Here is an 18,890-nt window from a genome sequence, read left to right as displayed (position 1 = left end):
AGGTGGCTGGTTCAAAATATATACTTTGAACCAGCCACGTTAGTTAGATTGCAAACTTTTCTTTATATTCTTCTAAAAATTCGTCTCTTTCTTCTTTATAGGATACCTTTCTATTAAGTCTATCAAGAAAGACTTCTTCCTCCCAATCCTTACGCCTTGTATAATAATCTTTAGAAATGCTGTAAAAGTCCTCAGGGAAAAGCAGCATCCCATATAACACTTTAAGCTCCTTTTCATCTAAGGAATTACTATTGTTATAATTTTTTAAAATGGACTCGGCTCTTTCCATATCAAAGGCAAAATTTTTAATAGCTTTATTCATAAGATTACATACATCGTGGATTTTTAGATCTACAACTGCAAAATCAAAATCTATGAAATAAGCCTCTTCTTCATTAATAATAATATTATGATAGGCTAAGTCATGATGGCACAGGACTATGTTTTTTTCTTCTCCGCACAATTCTTTATAAGGCGAATACTCTAAAAACTTTATGCTTTCTTTTATTTGTTTAATATAATATAGGTAATTATCTAAAAAAGTGTTGTCAAAATCTGTTTTGTATTCATGCATCTGTGCTATTGAATTAAAAAGCTCTAGCTCAAGAAGCTTTCTTTTAAAAGTGTCTATTAATTTACCTACAGCATTTTTTCTAAGAAAAGTTTTATCTACTGCTGCTGCTGCATTATGAAGTTCTCCTAGTCCCTTTGAAGCAACACTTAAATCAATAAGATTGTTGAAATCACATTCCCTTCCTGGTACTAGGTCCATTATACAATATATGTCCTTATTCCATCTAGTATAGGGTTTACCATCTTTATTTAAATCAAAATCAATAACTCTTTTGAAATTATTTTTTATTTGCTTTAATGCATCTTGAATAAATACCAAATCTTCAAGGGAGTAATCGATTTTTTTTAAGACTTTCTCCCCTTTATCTGTTGAGATAATATATACATTTCTTAAGGGTACAACATCGATTACACTTAAATTAAACTTGTTAAAAAGCTCTATGGAAAGATCATATTTTGATAAAAAGCCTTTATCTCTATATCTAGTTTCTAGCATTATAACACCTCTCTAAAATAGCACTTCCCCATCCTTTAATATTGCTGCATTAAGCCTTTCTCCATATTCTTCCTCACTCCAATCCTTTGACTTTTCCCTGTATCTGTTACAACATCTTATAAATTCAGATGGATAGGATAAAAGGGCTAAAATAAATCTTAAGCTTTTTTCATTTAAGTCCTCATATTCGCAAAATTTTTTTACTAAAGCTTTGTAATCAAGACTTAAATTTCTCTTTCTAAACTTATTTAGAAGATAAAAGCAATCCATTTCAACATTATTATAGCTGCATTTACTTAAGGTTACGATTTCAATAAAATTATCCTTTTTGCTTAAATTACTGAAATTAGGATTACCTATACAAATTTCAGTCCGTTTCATACTTCTTTCAATAAGGTCCATATAACCTGCATTCATTATTTCACTTATACATCCATCACACCTTTTTATATATTCAAAACCAACTTTTAAAAGCTTTCTCTCAAAATCACTGCTTGCAGAATTTATTCGTATATTCTTTAGATATCTCTTTAACCTTTTAGTGCTAACTTTATATTGTTCAACTTGACTTCCTGTTTTGTTATCTAGTCTAAGTCCCATATAACCCTTATATCCCATAGCTTTCTTATGAAATTCACTAATTATAAAAAGTTGATTTAATAGCTCCTCTTCCTTTATGTTAATTAAAGTCTTTAACTCACTTTTCTCACTTTCTAATACACTAATATCTTTTACGCAAAGAAAATCTACAAATGATTTATAAAGCTCATCTCTTATCAAAATAAACACCTCTACTTATGTCTATGCTTATTACTTTTACTTTCTTTTTCAAGTTTTCTCAGTATACTTTCCTTTTCTTCCTCAAGCTTAATATATTTTTCATGTTTCTTCTTTAGTTTCTTAAGCTTCTTAATTGAATTCTTCAGCTCATCAAGCCTAAAATCATATTCATCCAAATCAATATCTCTATCTATAAGGTTATCTACGTTATTTATTTCTTCCCTAATCTCATTCTCCATAAAATCCTCCAATTTTAAGTGTTATACATTATAACTTAAATCACAAAACTCATCTAGAAAATCCTGCTTTTCTTCCTCATCCTCATAGATTTTTTTTAATTTCTTAACAAAAAAGTCTTCCCCCCAAGGTTGTTCTTCCCAATAATATTGGATTCCCGTCTGCCAATAATCCTGTGGAAACTCCATAAAGGCACTCATTATTGGAATGTCATTATTACTTATTTCTTTAACATCGCTATAGTTATCTAGAATAAAAAGTGCTTCAGCAATGTCCCACTTTCCGTTTTTCATCTTTCTTAAAAGAAGACTTGATAAGTCATGAAGGTTAATGTCCAATATACAGTAATCAAAATCAATAATATTTATAGCTCCTAAATCTTCAATTAGTAAATTATGGTGGGCGTAATCATGATGACAAAATCCTTTTTTAGTCTCATCTTCCTTTACCTTTTCAAAGTAGGAACTTTTAAGTAAATTTTCTATAGAACTATCTGCTTTTATTAATTCATTTTCCATTTTTGATAAATATATATAATCAAACTCACTTTTCTTTCCTTTAACTTCAATTCTTTTTTTAAAATCCAGTATTTCATTTTTCCTAGTTTTAAAATTATCTATCCATTTATACCAATACACTCTTGGCTGCATCTTATCCGTTACACAAAATCCCTGACTTTTGTCATGAAGTTCTGCTAATTTTCTTGAAGCCTTTGCTACATCAAGGGGATTATCATAATTACATTCTCTAGCACTAATCCATTTTGTTAAATAGGCATTGTAGTTATCAAGACTAATATAATCAGTACCATCTAACTTACAAATAATGTCTGGAACTTTCTCAAAACCATTTTTTTGCAGATGTTTAATTGCACTTAAAATAAACCAAAAATGAGGGAAGCAGTATTTAATCATTTTAAGACAATACACATTGTCAGCTGTCCTGATTCTATAAACATTTTTTATTTTTTCAATGTCATTAATACTCAGTCCATAGCTATTTTCTATAGTTTGCCTGAGTTCTTCTATATTCAAAAAAGTTCCTCCAAAATAGTATTCTAATTTTATTATATGAGCTTACATTTAAGTGTGTGATACCTGCTTTTAATTCATTTATTCAATAAAAATTAAGCTATGTCACTTGGAACTCTTTTTATAGGAGATTAATATTTATAATATATATACTTTTTTATATAGATTCTAAACAATTTATGGGAGAGGGTTTGATGAGGATTGCAATTGATGCTCGAGGTATCAATTGGTATAACGGAACTGGAATTGGTACTTATACAGATAAATTATTAAGATATTTGCTAAAACAAGATAAAGAAAACTATTATCATATATATTGGTCCGGAGAAAATTATTCTGAATTTCAATATAATAATACAAATGTTATAATGGCGTCAAAAAAGCATCATAGATTCTTTGAGCAATATTACTTTCCTCATAATCTTAAGGAGGAGCAAATGGACATTTTTCATGTCCCCCAAAACGGTATAGGTTTAAGTGAAAATATTAGCTGCAAAAGGATAGTTACCATTCATGATTTAATTCCATATATAATGCCTGAAACAGTAGGAAAAGGCTATCTGCTTAAATTTTTAAAGGAAGTCCCAAAGGTTTTGGATATGAGTAATGGGATTTTAACAGTTTCAGAATGGTCGAAAAGAGATATATTGAGATTTTTTCCTATTGATGAAAAAAAGGTTTTTGTCACTCCACTGGCTGCTGACAGTAAATATGTGCCCTTAAATAAAAATTACTGCAAAGAACTTTTATCATCAGTTTATAATATTACAAAGCCCTTTATACTATATATAGGAGGCTTTAGTGCAAGGAAAAATGTAAAGGCCTTAATTACTACTTTTTCTAAAATATATAAAGAATTTAATAGTGATATAAACTTAGTAATTGTAGGCGAGAAACGAGATGAGGGTCAATTATTAAATGAGTTTTCCTGTAACCTTCAGGCAGCCTCTAAAATTATTTTTACAGGATTTGCTCCAGAAGCACATCTTCCTTTATTATACAATGCCTGTGAAGTATTTGTTTATCCATCTTTGTATGAAGGTTTTGGGCTTCCGCCTTTAGAAGCTATGAGCTGCGGTGCCCCTGTTATTACTTCTAATTTAACCTCAATTCCTGAAGTAGTAAAGGATGCAGGAATACTCATAAACCCTTATGTTGAAGGTGAGCTAAGTGAAGCTATTATAAAGCTTGTTAATAATGATGAATTAAGAAAAGAATATAGTGATAAGGCCTTAATAAGAGCTAAAGATTTTTCCTGGTCAAAAACGGCTGAAAAAACCTTAGAAGCCTATAAAGCTGTTTATGAAAATTAAAAATGGACTTAATAAAAGTGAAGTTCACCTCTGATTTTAGTTTTTTATCTAAATATTGCAGGTGAACTTCACTTTTCTCGCGTTATTTATTTTAAAGTTTCAAGTCTTTTTTGTAAATCATCCAATGAGCTTTTACTATCTGCTCCTTTTAATATGATTGACTGCTGCACTGGGATAATTGCCGAACTTACAGAATTAAACTTATCAGTGTAATTTATGGTATAAATATCATCTGCTTCATCAGATAATAACTTCCATAACTTAATATTACCTAAAGCAGCATCAGTCTTCAAAAACCAATTTTCAGTATAAAAATTATTATAGGCTGGGAACATCATTCCTTTTTCTAGAAGGGACTTTATATTATCTCTGTTTTCAGCTTCGTATTTTGAAAACTCTAATGCTAAACTTTTATTTGAACTGGAATTTAAAATACATAAATTAGTACCACCCGTAGTGACAGACACGTTTCCTCCCTCTTCAAAAGCAGGTAAGTTCATAATACCTAATTTATTTTTAAGTTCTGGATTACTAGTAAGTTTATTTAAATCTTCTATGCTTACTAATGCACTAGCTGCCTTACCCTTAGAAAACAATTCTAATGCAGTTGCAAAGCTTTCAGTATTCCCAATACCCCCATCTGCATATAAATTTTTTAACATATTAAAGGTTTTTATAGCTGTGGCAGAGTTCACTGCTGCTTTTCCGGTTTTATCAAAATAAGAACCTCCAAGCTGATTTAAGTAAATCCTATAAGTTTCTTCGTTCTCTAGTGGTAGTAGCAATATAGGAACCTTATCCTTGCTAATAATACCTTTTCCAGCTGTTATAAAGTCCTGCCAAGTTTTAATATATTCAGTGTTAATACCTGCAGATAGAAACAAATCCTTCCTATATATGAGCACTCCAGGTTTAGAATTCAAAGGAATACCTAGTAATTTACCATCTCTCGTTAAGTTGTCAATTTTATATTTCAAATAATTATCCTTTTTAATATCACCACTAGTATCTTCTAAAGCAGCTGAAAAGTTCTTTAGAAATAGCTGTGCATTTTCATCCTCCACAACAACTATATCAGGCACCCCGGAATGTAAATTTAATGAATCAGAAAGCTTCTTGTTTAAATCTGAGTCACTAACTTCAACTATTTGAATAACTGCCTTATTGTGTAATTTTTTAAAACCACCAATGGAAAGATTCATGCCCTCTATATTTTTCTTATCTGTCCAAACCGTAATCTTCCCTTGTATATTATCAACAGGCTTTTTAGCTTCATTTTTCAAATTCGTACATCCACTTATAAAAACCATAGAAAAACTTAAAACAAGGGCTGTAAGTTTTCTAAAATTCATCCATATCTCCTCATTTCAGGAAAACATTTGTTACTTATCTATATTAGTATAACATATTTTAAAAAATTTACCACTTTATGTACTTAATGTATCTAAAGCTTATTTATCATACTAGCCAAGTAACCTGCTCCAAAACCATTATCAATATTAACAACGCTTATACCACTGGCACAGCTATTTAACATTGTTAAAAGAGCAGCTAATCCTCCAAAATTTGCTCCATAACCAACACTGGTAGGAACAGCAATAACTGGTTTATCAATAAGGCCTCCAACTACACTTGCAAGGGCACCCTCCATGCCGGCTATAACAATAACTACCTTTGCACCTTGAATTATGTCAAGTCTATTAAATAATCTATGAATACCTGCAACTCCAACATCAAAAACCCTTAGAACTTTATTACCTAAAACTTCTAAAGTGACTGCAGCTTCTTCAGCCACAGGTATATCTGAAGTACCAGCAGTTACTATTGCAATATAGGTATCAGGTAACTGCACATCTTTTTTCTTAACAGTTATTGTTCTTCCAAGCTTGTTATACTCAGCCTCAGGGCATATTTCTAAAACTGCCTTATACATCTCCTCGCTTGCCCTTGTACCTAAAATATTATTATTTTTTGTAAGCATAAATTCAACTATACTTTTAACTTGCTCTACCGTCTTTCCTTCACAATAAATTACTTCAGGATATCCAACCCTTAATTCTCTGTGATTGTCTATTTTCGCAAAACCAAGATCCTTATAAGGCAAATCACTGAGTTTTGCTGTGCCTTCCTCAACTGATACTTTACCGTTTTTTATATTTTCAAGTAGCTTCTTTAATTCTTCAGTATTCATGCTTAAGCTCCTTTTAATGTTAAATGTGAACTACTATAATTTTCATTCATCATTCTTAATTAAATTATAAATTATCATTTACTTCTTCATATACTAGTCTTATTGGGATATTATTCTCATAAGCTATTCTTTTGCAGTCTTCATATTCTGGCTTTATTTTAATGATTTCCCCATTTAAAAAGGAAGTTTTTATTCTAATCTCTCCAAATCTAGTATTAATAATTGAGCTCTCTCTTTTAAGCATTGTTTTCTTAACTAAATATTTTCTAACCCCAAGTGTAGTTGTTTCTCTCAGTATAATACTAGTGAGCTCCGCTTCTAAATCTTCGCTTGAAAGCACCGTTAATTTTATGCTAGGTCTTCCCTTTTTCATTATGATTGGAGTTAAAAATACATCCATGGCTCCAGCTTTAAATAATCTTTCCATTGTAAAATCATAAAGTTCCGGATTCATATCATCTATGTTACATTCAATCATTACTGCATCTTCTATTTCTTTTCCTCTTGAAGTATTTTCTTCTTTTTTAGAAATATCTTCAGCTTTAACTTCACCAAGATATACTCTTAAAACATTCGGAATTTCTGTATCTCTATGCCCTATACCATAGGCTATTTTATTAATTTTAAATTCCTTTTTTTCATTAAATTCGGTGACGGATGCTGCTAAAATTGCTGCTCCTGTAGGGGTTGTTGTTTCAAAATTCACAGCCCCCATTTTTACAGGAACGTTTTTTAATATTTCTGCAGTGGCAGGTGCAGGCACTGGAAAAATCCCATGAGCGCATTTTACAAAGCCTCCTCCAAGCTCTACAGGGGAAGATAAAATCTTATCAACCTTTAAATAATCCAAGCAAATAGCTGCTCCTACAATATCTACAATGGAATCAAGGGCACCTACTTCATGAAAATGAACTTCATTTATAGGTTTTCCATGAATCTTAGCTTCTGCTGCAGCTACTTTTAAAAATATTTTTTTACATAAGCTTTTTACATTATCACTTAAAAAACTTTTATCAATAATAGTCTCTACATCATTTAAATTTCTATGTTCATGATGGTGATGTGCTTCTTCAATATCAAGCATCACATCTACCCTTGTTCCTGTAATACCTTTCCTATTATCTATGGAAACTTCAATTTTATATCCAGATATATTTAATTTAGAAAGTTCATTTATAATATAATCCTTATTTACTCCTAAATCTATTAATGCGCCTAAATTCATATCTCCACTTATTCCGGAAAAGCAATCGTAATAAAGAATTTTCATTTGTTTCACCTATTTCTTTCTTATTATTTTCATTGTTACATTAAATTAGAAATTTATCTTCTATTTAAATTTTTCATATATTCATTTTTAATTTTATCAAATATAATACTTGTAGTAAACCACAGCCATTTTACCATTAGGCTTAAGCAATATGCTTAGAAATATTCTGATGGGTGGGTTTGGTATTCCTGACATGCTTGGAGGTTTATCAGTAGACATAATTATTAGAATAGATCCATATTGCAATTATGGGAAAGAAAATACAAAATGGACTCAGCTTGCAGAAAAAAGATTTTTCTACCATGATATGTACCCTGAAAAAATCCATAATAGATAATTATGCTGGCTATCAAATTATATTAATTTGATAGCCTCTTTTTTATAAAAAATTTTTTAATATGCTCTTGATATATTAAACTATATATACTAAAATAATAATATAACGTAATATAGTTTTTAAAACTATGTATCGTTACATAACTATCTTAATAAATATTACTAAAATAATTGTCAATATATTTTTTATAAGCAAGGATGGTGAATAAAATGGTTAAAGAAAAATACAATATTACCTTATTAGGAGATTCCATTTCTAAAGGTGTTATTTACGACGAGGATAAAGGCAGATATGTAATTATTAAAAATAGCTTTTGTAATATAGTTGGAGAAAAGTTAAAGGGAGTAGTAAATAATGCAGGGAAATTTGGCAGCACAATAATTAAAGGCTCCAAAAGGCTATACGAGGATTTAACTAAAACTACTCCGGATATAGTAATTATAGAATTTGGCGGAAATGACTGCGATTTTAATTGGGAAGAAGTAGCTGACAGTCCTTATACTTCACATGAACCAAATACAAATTTAGCTGTTTTTGAAAATACCTTAAAAAATATTATAGAAAATCTAAATGCAAAAAAAATAGTTCCTGTTTTAATGACACTACCGCCTTTAGATCCTGAAAAATATTATAAATGGATTAGCAAGAAAAGCGATGTATATGCTAAAAACATACTTACTTGGCTTGGCAGCGTAAATAAAATTTACTCTTGGCATGAAAGCTATAATACTGCAATAATTAACTTGGCTAAGGAAACAAAGACAAATCTTATTGACGTACGCAGCAGCTTTTTAAATACGGATAATTATACAACATATTTATGTAAGGATGGGATTCATCCAAATGAAAAGGGTCATAAAATCATAGCAGACAAAATACTAACCTATATTGAAAAAAATTATTCATTTTTAATAAATTCATGAAACATCCTAATCTAAGAATATATAAAAAGGAATATAAAAAGCTGCAGCATATATTTATTTATACACTGCAGCTAAAATTTCATATTAAATTTACTATATTATTTTAAATACATAACTAAGGTATAAATTCCTTTTGCAAAAAAGCCAATTCCGAAGGCTAATATCACATAATTTAAGGCAGATGAAAGTTTACCTGATACCTTTGGTGCTGCAAATTTCTTGCCATGGGAAGCTAAATAATTAATTGCAAAGAGACTTAAAAACATACCACAAAGCATTAGAACAGCAAAGACAAAATAAACTAATCTGCCGTAGCTTCTCCATATTCTTATTACAGTGCTGCTTAAGGTAAGCCAGAAAAAGTGAGTCATAGGATTAGAAATGTTAACTAAAAAACCTGTAAATACGGCTTTAGATTTCTTTATATCCTCTTCGATTCTATTATTCTCTTCTCTTTCCCTCTCAGCTAAGTCTTTTTTACCATTTTTTAAGGCCCTATAACCTATATAAAATATAATTATTCCTGAAATTTCCCAAAAAAATATTTCTAAAAGCTTATTAGTTTCAATTAGCTCTAAGAGTCCAAAATTTATTAGCATAACATCTATAGCATCAGCTATTAAAGACCCTGCCGCCACTCCTACTCCAAACTTAAGGCCCTTAGTAATTGTCCACCGTACAGATTCAAAACCGGCTGGTCCCATTGGAATAGCTATAACAATTCCAGTAAATAATCCTGTATATATTGCCCTTACTAACAACACGTAATTTATATTCATTATTACAACCTCTAATTCATATTATAAAAATCTCTATTTAATTTGATTGATAACTAAGTTATAAATCAACCCATTATATTTCCATAAAACTCCTATGGATACACATATCTCTTATATTACCACGTTTATTACTAAAACAAAAGTTAAATTTATTTAATGGTAGTATATACAGTATTCTAATTATAATTAGTTTGCTAATATAATTTAAAAATAAAAAATACTCTTAGACATAAACTGGTTCAGTTCAAAATCAAAGAGCATTTTAATAAAATATGAATGCTTTTCTTTTTTTATATAATAAAAACTATCCTCATAAAAAATATTATATTTTTAATCCTCAACCAAGCTTAAAAAGCTCTTTAACCGAACATTATTGGTATTTTCAAATACGAAACTAGGGGCACCGCTTTCAACAATTTTTCCCTGTTCCATAAAAACTACTTTGTGTGCAACATCTCTTGCAAAGCTCATTTTATGTGTAACTACTACCATAGTCATTCCTTCTTTAGAAAGTTCCTTCATAACATTTAATACTTCCTGAGCAAGTTCTGGATCTAAGGCAGAGGTTGGTTCATCAAATAACAGCACCTCAGGCTCCATAGCCATGGCACGAGCAATGGCTACCCTTTGCTGCTGCCCTCCAGAAAGCTCATGAGGATAATATTCACTTTTCTCTATTAGTCCCACCTTTTGAAGAAGTTTAAAACCTTTTTCACAGGCTTCACTCTTTGATAGTTTCAATACTGAAACTTGTCCCTCCATAATATTTTCAATAACTGTCATGTGAGGAAACAGATAAAAGCCTTGAAATACCATTCCAGTCTGCTTTCTAAGTGCTATTACCTCAGAATTTGGTATCCTCTTGCTTCCATTAAAATCAAGTTCGCTTTTACCTATAGAAATGGATCCTTCACTGGGAATTTCCAATAGATTTATGCAGCGAAGAAGTGTAGTTTTTCCTGAGCCTGAAGGCCCTATTATAACTGCAGTCTCACCTTTATTTATCTGTAAATCTATCCCTTTTAAAACTTCATTACTTCCAAAGCTTTTATGCAGATTCTTTATATTTATCATAGAACTCTCTCCTTTACCACTACTTTGTCACATAACGTGCAAGTCTTTTCTCCAATTTATTCTGAAGCGCTGATAATATGCTGCAGAATATAAGATAGATTACTGCTACTTCACAATATATCCAAAGCGGCTCATAGGTTGCAGCTGTTATTCTCTGTGCTATTTGAAACATTTCAGCAACAGTAATGGCAGCTGCAAGTGAGGTATCTTTAACAAGGCTAATAAAAGAATTTGCTAAGGGCGGTATTGATACTCTGGCTGCTTGAGGTAAAATTACTCTTCTAAGTGCTTGATTATCTGTCATACCAATAGAATAAGCAGCTTCCCACTGCCCCTTAGGAATAGATAAAATTGCTGCTCTTATAACTTCAGAATTATATGCACCTACACTTAGAGTGAATCCTATTATAGCAGCTGTTAATTCATTAAGTGTTATGCCAGCCATAGGAAGCCCATAAAATATAATAAATAATTGAACTAATAATGGAGTTCCTCTTATTATCCAAACATAAAATCTAGCAATTAATGCAAGGGGCTTAAATTTTGATAATCTTGCTAGAGCTGTAAGCAGTGCAAGAACTAATCCTAATATAAAAGATACTAGGGTAAGGGGAACTGTAAACTGCAGTCCCGCCTTTAACATTGGAAAAAAGGAGTCTTTTAGTATATTTATAATTCTTAAGGTATTATCATCGAAATTCATTTTATCACCACTTTATTTTGAAACGTCAGTACCAAACCATTTATTTGATATCTTCAAGTAGGTTCCATCTGCCTTCATATCAGCAAGGGCCTTATTTACAGCATCCACTAGTTCCTTGTTGCCCTTATTAAATAAAATGGCACTTTGCTCTGCATTGTTGTAATCAGCAACAGTCTTTATAGGAGCATCTGGCTTTTGCTTTTTAAGATCTAAGTAAGATAAGCTATCATTAATAGTAGCATCTACTCTCTTTGAGGTTAATAAGTCCACAGATTGATTAAAGCTATCACTTGTTACGATTTGAGCACCATATTTTTTTGCTATATCTGCAAGATTACTTGTTAAAGATTGTGCAGATTTCTTACCCTTTAAATCTTCAAACTTTGTAATATCAGTATTATCATTTCTTACAACAAGTACTGCTCTTGAAACTATATATGGAGTTGAAAAATCATATTTAGCTTCACGATCAGGTCTAATTGAAACTTCATTTATTACCGCATCAAATCTCTTTGCATCAAGACCAGCAAACATTCCATCCCATTTTGTCTCAACAAATTCCGCCTTAACTCCGAGTCGAGCTGCAATCTCATTTGCTATATCTACATCAAAACCAGTTAACTTGCCATCTTTATCATGGAAAGTAAAAGGAGCATAGGTACCTTCAGTACCTATTCGAATTTTACCATTACTCTTAATTGTTTCTAATAAATTGCTTGGTGTTTTTTGTGATGCTGCGTTATTTCTTTGTGTATTTGTTGTGCAGCCTGTAACACCTAAAACTACTGCTAATGCTAATGCTGCGCTAATAAATAAATTTCTTTTTTTCATTACTATTCCTCCAAAATTATATTTTTTTATTGTTTCTTTTAAAATACTATTTTTAAATGCATTTTCCAAATCCTTAATTATATCCTCTGAGCTTTCTATGCCCACAGATAACCTTATTAAATTATCTACAATTCCAACCTTTTGTCTTAAATCATATGGTAAGGAGCCATGTGTCATAGCCCTTGTTTACTCCAAACTTTGGCTATTTGTAAGTAGAGGTCTGGTATATTGGCACATTAACAGTACCAGTATGCTCATCCCCATCTATTCCTCCATGAATTAATAATGATTCAATTTTCAAAATAACACCTCCAAATTAAATTAATTTAAAGATTTTATTCCTAAGCAAATATCAAAATGAAAATTCTGGATTAAAAACAAAAAACTCCTGCCTCTATATACATAGAGGCAGGAGTTATATTCCGCGGTTCCACTCTAATTATCATTAACATAAATAAAATATAATGATATCTTATAATCAGGTACTAACATACCTTAACGCTTTAACGTGCGTACACGCTGCCGTCTACTTTGTTCGAGGCAGTGCTCAAAGACGCATTCACACAAGTTACACTTAGAATCCCTTTCAGCTAAGAGGATTCTTCTCTGTCAGCTTACCCTATGCTACTATTTCTTATCACAGCATTTTTATTTTCATAATACTTAAGAAACAATCTCGATGAGCTAATTATATATAATCCGACTATTTCTGTCAACTTTTTTATTAATTATTATTAAGAAACTCCTTTGCAAGCTATAATAATTTTATTATTATAGCTTGTTATTCTCAAAACTTTTACTATTCACATGAAAATGAAAGTTAAAAATTTTAAATTGAAAACGATGTCTCTAGAAACTTCTCCCAAACATTATGGATATTTATGGTATAATCATTATAAAAAATATGGAGGGATGAAAATGGTAAGTAAAAAAAAGGATATCAACAAGGTAATAAACGATGTTACTGACGCAGCTAAAAAAGCTGCCCAGGATGTAACAAAAACTATTACAAAGGAAAATGTTAGTAAAGCTACAAGGGACTTAAAAGACAAGGTTGTAACTATTGTTGACAACGGGGAAAAAATAGTTTTAGAAACAACTAAAAAAGTAAAGAAGAAATCCTTAAAACCAGAATTGTTTATAGAATTTTATGGCAAACAAGTATCTTACGAAAAAATACTTGAAAAAATATATACGGAACTTGAAACTAAAGTAGAAATGCTAAAGCTTAAAAGTTTAAAATTATATTACAAACCTGAAGATAATAAGGTATATTGTGTAATTAATGAAAATGAGACTTATACAGTAGAATTATAAAAAAAGCCGCGGGTAACTCGCGGCTTATTTTTTTACATTATCTTCTTTAATAAACATCATGCAAAATATAATAATTAATAAAGCACAATTAAATAACAGAGCTTTTTCAATAAAAACTTTTGTTAAAAAGGCTCCTAAAACAACTCCAACAATAAAAAAGAAGATAATACCATAGGTTTGTATACTCTTAGTTCTAGCATTAGTATTTTTTGTATGTGTGTATATAAATAACTGCTCTGTTGCAATACGAAGATTGCCGGTGCAAAAGGTTGTTGTATATCTTCGAAAACTATCGTATTGCAAAGAACAGACAAAAGAAACAGCTGAATTTGCAATAATATTCATATTTCCTGGTGGAATAAATGAAACAATAGCTAAAACTATAATTTCTATTCCAACTACAATTTGTCTCCAATGTATACTAGAATTATGTTTAAATTTACTTTTAATCTTTTCTGAAATAAAAACTCCAAAAACAAATGCCAATATAGGAATCATATAATGAAATGCCTTAGTCCAATTTTTTTCTGCTAGATTTAAGCCCCACAAAATAATATTTCCAGTTTGGGCATTGGCAAAAACATTTCCTCGTGAAATATATGTATGAGCATCTAAAAATCCGCCTACCATTGTAAGTAATACTCCTAGGAAATATGATTCTGACATCTGTGCATATTTTCTTCTAAACATAGCTAGTACCTCCATTCAATTGTCATTTAAATATGCAGATCTAAAATTAAAAGTAAAGAGTTCTTATTTGCTATCCTTCATATTTTGAATTTTACCAAATAACAATGCATCATAATATTTATTTTCAATAAAAAAGTGATCTTTTAATCTTCCTTCCAGCAAATATCCGTTCTTTTCTAATATTCGAGAAGAACCAATATTTACATCAACAACAGTGGCATGTAGTTTGTGCAGTTTAAGTGATTCAAAGGCGAAATCGCTTATCAAAGCAACGCACTCCCTTCCATAACCCTTACCCCAATGGTCTTTATGAAATACATAACCTATTTCTGCTTGGTTTGCTTCTTTGTCAAAATTAAAAATCATAGCTGTGCCAATAATTTCATGAGTTGTTTTTAGAGCAACGGAAGCATATAAATGAGTACCTACTGATTCACGTTTTAACATGATCTCAATATATTTACAAGTGTCATCTAAGGTATTCATTAAATTCCACCCTATGAAGCGTGAAACATCTTCATCTGAAGCATAATTATGTATTTCTTGAGCATCTCCAATATTTAATGGTTTAAAATAGACTTTTGGGCCTTTTAATTCATGAAATAAGTTTGTATCCATACTATTCTCCTATAAAAATATTATTTACTTAATTATACAAATTATTGTTTTAATTATCAATTTATCATACCGTTTTCATAATAATTTTAATTACTTACATTGCTTAATTATTCAAAAAAACAGGTGCATTATTAAAACACCTGTAATTTTAAATACTTTATAGAAATTCGGATAAGCCTTCCTGGTCATTAAGGCCATTAACAAGATGTTTTATTTCCTGATCTTTGTTTTTATCCATTACCAAAATTACATCTCCAGCGTCAACTATTACTAAGTCTTTAATTCCAAAACCAATTATAAGCTTATCCCTCCCAAAAACAAAACAATTTTCACATTGTTCCATATAGGTAGTTCCTGAAACATTATTACCTCTAAAAATATTAAGAAACCTACCCATGGAAGCAAAGGTACCTATATCATCCCAGGCAAATTCACATTTTATAACATAAGCCCTTCTGGTCTTCTGCATAACTCCAAAATCCACTGAAATTCCATCTATAAGATCGTATTGTTCCTTAATAGTTATAGCTTCATTTTCTGTGCCGATACTTTGATAAATATTCATCATGTTTCTATACATTTTAGGTAGATATTTTTCCATTTCTCTTAGGAACACATCTGCTCTCCACACAAACATACCACTGTTCCAAAGATAAGTGCCTTTTAGAAGAAAGTCTTTAGCTACTTCAATGTTAGGTTTCTCTGTAAATCTTTCTACTTTAAAGGTTGCAATATCACCATTAATTCTTTCACCCATTTCTATATAGCCATAGCCAGTTTCAGGCCTTGTTGGGGTTACTCCAATGGTTATAAGTCCCCTTCTATGCTCAGCAGTTTCTACAGCCTGTGAAAGTGTATCAATAAATAATTTATCACCCTCAATATAATGATCTGAAGGTAGTATAACCATAACGGCATCTTTGTCCATTTTAAGAAGTTTTACAGCAGATAACCCTATGCAGGTAGATGTCTCCTTATTTGCAGGTTCCACAAAAATATTTTCTTTCAAGATTTCAGGAAGTTCTTCATAGATTTTATCTAAGTATTCTTCATTTGTAACAACATATATATTTTCTTTATTAATCAGAGGCTTAATTCTATCTACGGTGTTCCTTAAAAAACTTTTGTTGTTAATAACTTTTAAAAACTGCTTTGGTTTTTTATCTCTAGATAAAGGATACAATCGCAGTCCTTTTCCACCAGCTAATATTAAGGCATATATCAATAACTATCACTCCAAATAGTGTTACAATGTTATAGTATGAAAATTTAGAGTTATTGGTTACTAGACTTTGTTACCAATGTATTATCTTATTTTTAATCATTTTAATAAAATTATCTTCTGGTATTGGTTCGCTAAATAAATATCCCTGAGCAATATCACACTTATTTTTTTTGAGAAATTCTAATTGCTCATAAGTTTCAACACCTTCAGCGATAACATCTAAGTTCATATTTCTTGCAAGAGTAATTATTGTTTTTGCAATAATCTCCTTATTAGAATTTAGTTTAATATTTTCTATAAAGGACTTATCTATTTTTAATGTATTTATAGGTAATCTCATTAAATAATTCAGGGAGGAATATCCGGTTCCAAAATCATCTAATGATACTTTAATATTTAGTTTTTTGAGTTCATTTATAACATTTATAGTGTAATCTAAATTTTTCATTGCTATGCTTTCTGTAATTTCCAATTCCAGATATTCACCATTCATATTTGTTTCTTCTATTATTTTTTTTATAATTGCTGTGAAATTACTTTGTTCAAACTGCCTTGCAGAAACATTAACAGCTAGCCGCTTCAGTTCAATACCATTTCTCTTCCATTCGGTAAATTGCTCGCATGCCTTTAGAAGTACTAACTCACCCATTTGTATTATTATATCTGTCTCTTCTGCTACTTTTATAAATTTTATAGGCGAAATTATCCCTTTCACTGGGTGGACCCATCTTACTAATGCCTCTACTCCAACAATTTCATTTTTATCTATTGCTATTTGAGGCTGATAATATATACAAAATTCATTATTTTTTAATGCGTTTTTTAGGCCGTTTTCTAGTTCTAATTTCTCTAACACTTGAAGTTTCATATCATTATTATACAAAGCAAATTCATTTCTACCATGCTCTTTTGAATAATACATAGCAATATCCGCATTTTTTAGCAAAGTATATTCATCTTGAATGTCATCAGAATACATTGCAGCCCCAATACTTATTGTTATATTAAATTCTCTATTTTTAATATTTATGGGCCTCTTAAATTCTTTTATTACTTTAGTACATGCATTTTGAATGTCTTCTTTACTTTTTATATTCTTAATTAGTATAGCAAATTCGTCACCGCCAAATCTAGCAGCTATAAAATCCTCGTTAGTTAAAGATCCAATATTATCTCCAATAACTTTTAATAATATATCTCCATTGTTATGTCCTAGAGTATCATTTATATTCTTGAAGTTATCAATATCCATAAATAATAAAGCAACTTTACCACCGCTTTTTTTAGCCAAGGTTAGCTCCAGTGAAAGTTCTTTTAAAAACATAGTCCTATTTAATAAGCCAGTTAGCTCATCGTAGTATGCCATTCTATAAATAGATTCTTTAATCTTTTTTTGTTCTACTAGTTGTCTCTCTAACTGCTTATGTGATAATTCTAATTTATTGTTCATATTTTTCAGCTTACTATTACTTATTTTTAGTTTATTGGTTGTCTCTTTTAACTCTGTAACATCCATTCCCACTGATACAGCTAGAAATGGTTTATTAAACTTATCCTTCATTATGTAGTTAGACCAAATTATTTTTAGAGCATTACCAGTTTTGCAATAAAGCTCACATTCTATTGAAGGTGGTATATAGCCTTTTTTCACTTTATCAAACATCTCTAAAAGTTCCACTGCATCACTTTGATGTAATAATGTATTAACCCATCTATTTCCTAAAACTTCTTCTTCTCTAAATCCAGTTTTCATTTGAGCAAAGTTATTAAATTTTATTAACGTACCATCTAGTTTCCATATATTTACGAATAGGTCTCCATTATCAACTAAATCTATAGAAAATTGTCTAGCTTTACATACCAATTCATTCCCATTATCACAGCTCAAAATAACTTCAGTAGGCTTTGGATTGCATAAGTTACTATCAATCAAATTATCCTTGTTTAAGTAATTATTATTACAATAATTGTTTATCTTACTCAATCGACCTACACATCCTCTCATATTCAACTATGTTCTTATTATCGTTTTTACAATTTAACTCTTTATTTATTTTGTTTTAAAACATCTCATTTTTTATAAAAAAAGCTATGTTTAGATAGATTTAATACCTATACTAAAACATAGCTTTTCTTATTTCATTTAACTAAAAATGCTCTCCATTTTCATAATATCTATTTTCTTTAAGCTTTGTAAATATTACATCAACATCCCTATAGCCTATATTATTAACATACTTAGTTATAATTTGTGCAGCATTATCTTGAACTTCCTGCCCCCTATCAAACTATGAAACCTCAACTACAGGACTTCCGTTATCATACTCACCATCCTTAATGAATAGTACTTGCGGTATTTCTAGTGAAAAGTAGCTTCTAGGACATTGAAGAAGCTCTTCTAATTCATCTATTAGTTCCTTACTTATACTGCGCAGCTTTTCTGCCTCTATTGCTTTAAATTTTAATTGCGGCATAAAAATATCCTCCTTTAGTCGGAACGCA

At 30.3% G+C, this 18,890-nt stretch carries 19 protein-coding genes, 1 pseudogene and 1 other annotated feature; of the genes and pseudogenes, 4 read left to right on the top strand and 16 right to left on the bottom strand.

Annotated features, from left to right (window positions below; genetic code table 11):
* Positions 1 to 43: 43 nt before the first annotated feature.
* From ACJDUG_RS02450 to ACJDUG_RS02435, 4 genes are read right to left on the bottom strand one after another with little or no spacing between them, the layout of a single operon-like run.
* Positions 44 to 1,069: a CotS family spore coat protein gene (locus tag ACJDUG_RS02450; protein ID WP_406768292.1), complete on the bottom strand. Its 1,026-nt coding sequence runs from the start codon at positions 1,067 to 1,069 to the stop codon at positions 44 to 46.
* 12 nt (positions 1,070 to 1,081) lie between these two features.
* The gene (locus ACJDUG_RS02445; protein ID WP_406768291.1) at positions 1,082 to 1,849 is read right to left on the bottom strand and encodes a spore coat protein; all 768 of its coding nucleotides are present in this window, start codon (positions 1,847 to 1,849) and stop codon (positions 1,082 to 1,084) included.
* 11 nt (positions 1,850 to 1,860) lie between these two features.
* Positions 1,861 to 2,088, bottom strand: a complete 228-nt coding sequence (locus ACJDUG_RS02440; protein ID WP_406768290.1) for a hypothetical protein — start codon at positions 2,086 to 2,088, stop codon at positions 1,861 to 1,863.
* Between the two features lie 21 nt (positions 2,089 to 2,109).
* Entirely contained in the window at positions 2,110 to 3,120 is a 1,011-nt protein-coding gene (locus tag ACJDUG_RS02435) for a CotS family spore coat protein (protein WP_406768289.1), read from the bottom strand.
* Between the two features lie 191 nt (positions 3,121 to 3,311).
* Here ACJDUG_RS02435 and ACJDUG_RS02430 point away from each other — a divergent pair, with 191 nt between their 5' ends.
* Positions 3,312 to 4,430: a glycosyltransferase family 4 protein gene (locus ACJDUG_RS02430; RefSeq protein WP_406768288.1), complete on the top strand. Its 1,119-nt coding sequence runs from the start codon at positions 3,312 to 3,314 to the stop codon at positions 4,428 to 4,430.
* 86 nt (positions 4,431 to 4,516) lie between these two features.
* Here the strand turns inward: ACJDUG_RS02430 and ACJDUG_RS02425 are convergent, their stop codons facing one another.
* The 3 genes from ACJDUG_RS02425 to larC all read right to left on the bottom strand — a co-directional run bounded on the left by ACJDUG_RS02425 (position 4,517) and on the right by larC (position 7,891).
* Positions 4,517 to 5,782, bottom strand: coding sequence for an ABC transporter substrate-binding protein (locus tag ACJDUG_RS02425; RefSeq protein WP_406768287.1), 1,266 nt, complete (start codon positions 5,780 to 5,782; stop codon positions 4,517 to 4,519).
* A 92-nt stretch (positions 5,783 to 5,874) separates the two neighbouring features.
* Complete coding sequence (larB, locus tag ACJDUG_RS02420) at positions 5,875 to 6,621, bottom strand: nickel pincer cofactor biosynthesis protein LarB (RefSeq protein WP_406768286.1); 747 nt, start codon at positions 6,619 to 6,621, stop codon at positions 5,875 to 5,877.
* Between the two features lie 64 nt (positions 6,622 to 6,685).
* On the bottom strand, positions 6,686 to 7,891 hold the full coding sequence (larC, locus tag ACJDUG_RS02415; protein WP_406768285.1) for a nickel pincer cofactor biosynthesis protein LarC: 1,206 nt from the start codon (positions 7,889 to 7,891) through the stop codon (positions 6,686 to 6,688).
* A 151-nt stretch (positions 7,892 to 8,042) separates the two neighbouring features.
* On the opposite strand from larC, the gene ACJDUG_RS02410 reads away from it, so the two are divergent.
* Positions 8,043 to 8,228, top strand: a complete 186-nt coding sequence (locus ACJDUG_RS02410; RefSeq protein WP_406768284.1) for a hypothetical protein — start codon at positions 8,043 to 8,045, stop codon at positions 8,226 to 8,228.
* A gap of 209 nt (positions 8,229 to 8,437) precedes the next feature.
* Entirely contained in the window at positions 8,438 to 9,151 is a 714-nt protein-coding gene (locus ACJDUG_RS02405; RefSeq protein ID WP_406768283.1) for an SGNH/GDSL hydrolase family protein, read from the top strand.
* A gap of 98 nt (positions 9,152 to 9,249) precedes the next feature.
* Here the strand turns inward: ACJDUG_RS02405 and ACJDUG_RS02400 are convergent, their stop codons facing one another.
* The 4 genes from ACJDUG_RS02400 to ACJDUG_RS02385 all read right to left on the bottom strand — a co-directional run bounded on the left by ACJDUG_RS02400 (position 9,250) and on the right by ACJDUG_RS02385 (position 12,715).
* Positions 9,250 to 9,930 (bottom strand): LysE family translocator, encoded by a 681-nt coding sequence (locus tag ACJDUG_RS02400; protein WP_406768282.1) that lies wholly within the window; start codon positions 9,928 to 9,930, stop codon positions 9,250 to 9,252.
* A 330-nt stretch (positions 9,931 to 10,260) separates the two neighbouring features.
* On the bottom strand, positions 10,261 to 11,004 hold the full coding sequence (locus tag ACJDUG_RS02395; RefSeq protein WP_406768281.1) for an amino acid ABC transporter ATP-binding protein: 744 nt from the start codon (positions 11,002 to 11,004) through the stop codon (positions 10,261 to 10,263).
* 19 nt (positions 11,005 to 11,023) lie between these two features.
* On the bottom strand, positions 11,024 to 11,707 hold the full coding sequence (locus ACJDUG_RS02390; RefSeq protein ID WP_406768280.1) for an amino acid ABC transporter permease: 684 nt from the start codon (positions 11,705 to 11,707) through the stop codon (positions 11,024 to 11,026).
* Between the two features lie 12 nt (positions 11,708 to 11,719).
* Positions 11,720 to 12,715: an amino acid ABC transporter substrate-binding protein gene (locus tag ACJDUG_RS02385; protein ID WP_406768279.1), complete on the bottom strand. Its 996-nt coding sequence runs from the start codon at positions 12,713 to 12,715 to the stop codon at positions 11,720 to 11,722.
* Between the two features lie 224 nt (positions 12,716 to 12,939).
* Positions 12,940 to 13,188 (bottom strand) — a binding site (T-box leader).
* A 268-nt stretch (positions 13,189 to 13,456) separates the two neighbouring features.
* Between ACJDUG_RS02385 and ACJDUG_RS02380 the strand changes: the two genes are divergently transcribed.
* Positions 13,457 to 13,855 carry a DUF6465 family protein gene (locus ACJDUG_RS02380; protein WP_406768278.1) on the top strand — a complete coding sequence of 133 codons (399 nt, stop codon included), beginning with the start codon at positions 13,457 to 13,459 and terminating at the stop codon, positions 13,853 to 13,855.
* A 24-nt stretch (positions 13,856 to 13,879) separates the two neighbouring features.
* Here the strand turns inward: ACJDUG_RS02380 and ACJDUG_RS02375 are convergent, their stop codons facing one another.
* The 5 genes and pseudogenes from ACJDUG_RS02375 to ACJDUG_RS02355 all read right to left on the bottom strand — a co-directional run bounded on the left by ACJDUG_RS02375 (position 13,880) and on the right by ACJDUG_RS02355 (position 18,862).
* Positions 13,880 to 14,545: a YoaK family protein gene (locus ACJDUG_RS02375; RefSeq protein WP_406768277.1), complete on the bottom strand. Its 666-nt coding sequence runs from the start codon at positions 14,543 to 14,545 to the stop codon at positions 13,880 to 13,882.
* 63 nt (positions 14,546 to 14,608) lie between these two features.
* Complete coding sequence (locus ACJDUG_RS02370; RefSeq protein WP_406768276.1) at positions 14,609 to 15,163, bottom strand: GNAT family N-acetyltransferase; 555 nt, start codon at positions 15,161 to 15,163, stop codon at positions 14,609 to 14,611.
* Between the two features lie 157 nt (positions 15,164 to 15,320).
* Positions 15,321 to 16,388, bottom strand: coding sequence for a mannose-1-phosphate guanylyltransferase (locus ACJDUG_RS02365; protein ID WP_406768275.1), 1,068 nt, complete (start codon positions 16,386 to 16,388; stop codon positions 15,321 to 15,323).
* A gap of 70 nt (positions 16,389 to 16,458) precedes the next feature.
* Entirely contained in the window at positions 16,459 to 18,372 is a 1,914-nt protein-coding gene (locus ACJDUG_RS02360) for a sensor domain-containing protein (protein WP_406768274.1), read from the bottom strand.
* A 163-nt stretch (positions 18,373 to 18,535) separates the two neighbouring features.
* Positions 18,536 to 18,862, bottom strand: a pseudogene (locus tag ACJDUG_RS02355) (DUF1904 family protein).
* Between the last annotated feature and the right edge of the window lie 28 nt (positions 18,863 to 18,890).

The organism is Candidatus Clostridium stratigraminis, assembly GCF_045310675.1.
Lineage (GTDB): Bacteria > Bacillota > Clostridia > Clostridiales > Clostridiaceae > Clostridium_AT > Clostridium_AT stratigraminis.
The sequence above is the reverse complement of the archived record's forward strand: the minus strand, read 5'-3'. Positions and strand labels throughout refer to the sequence as shown.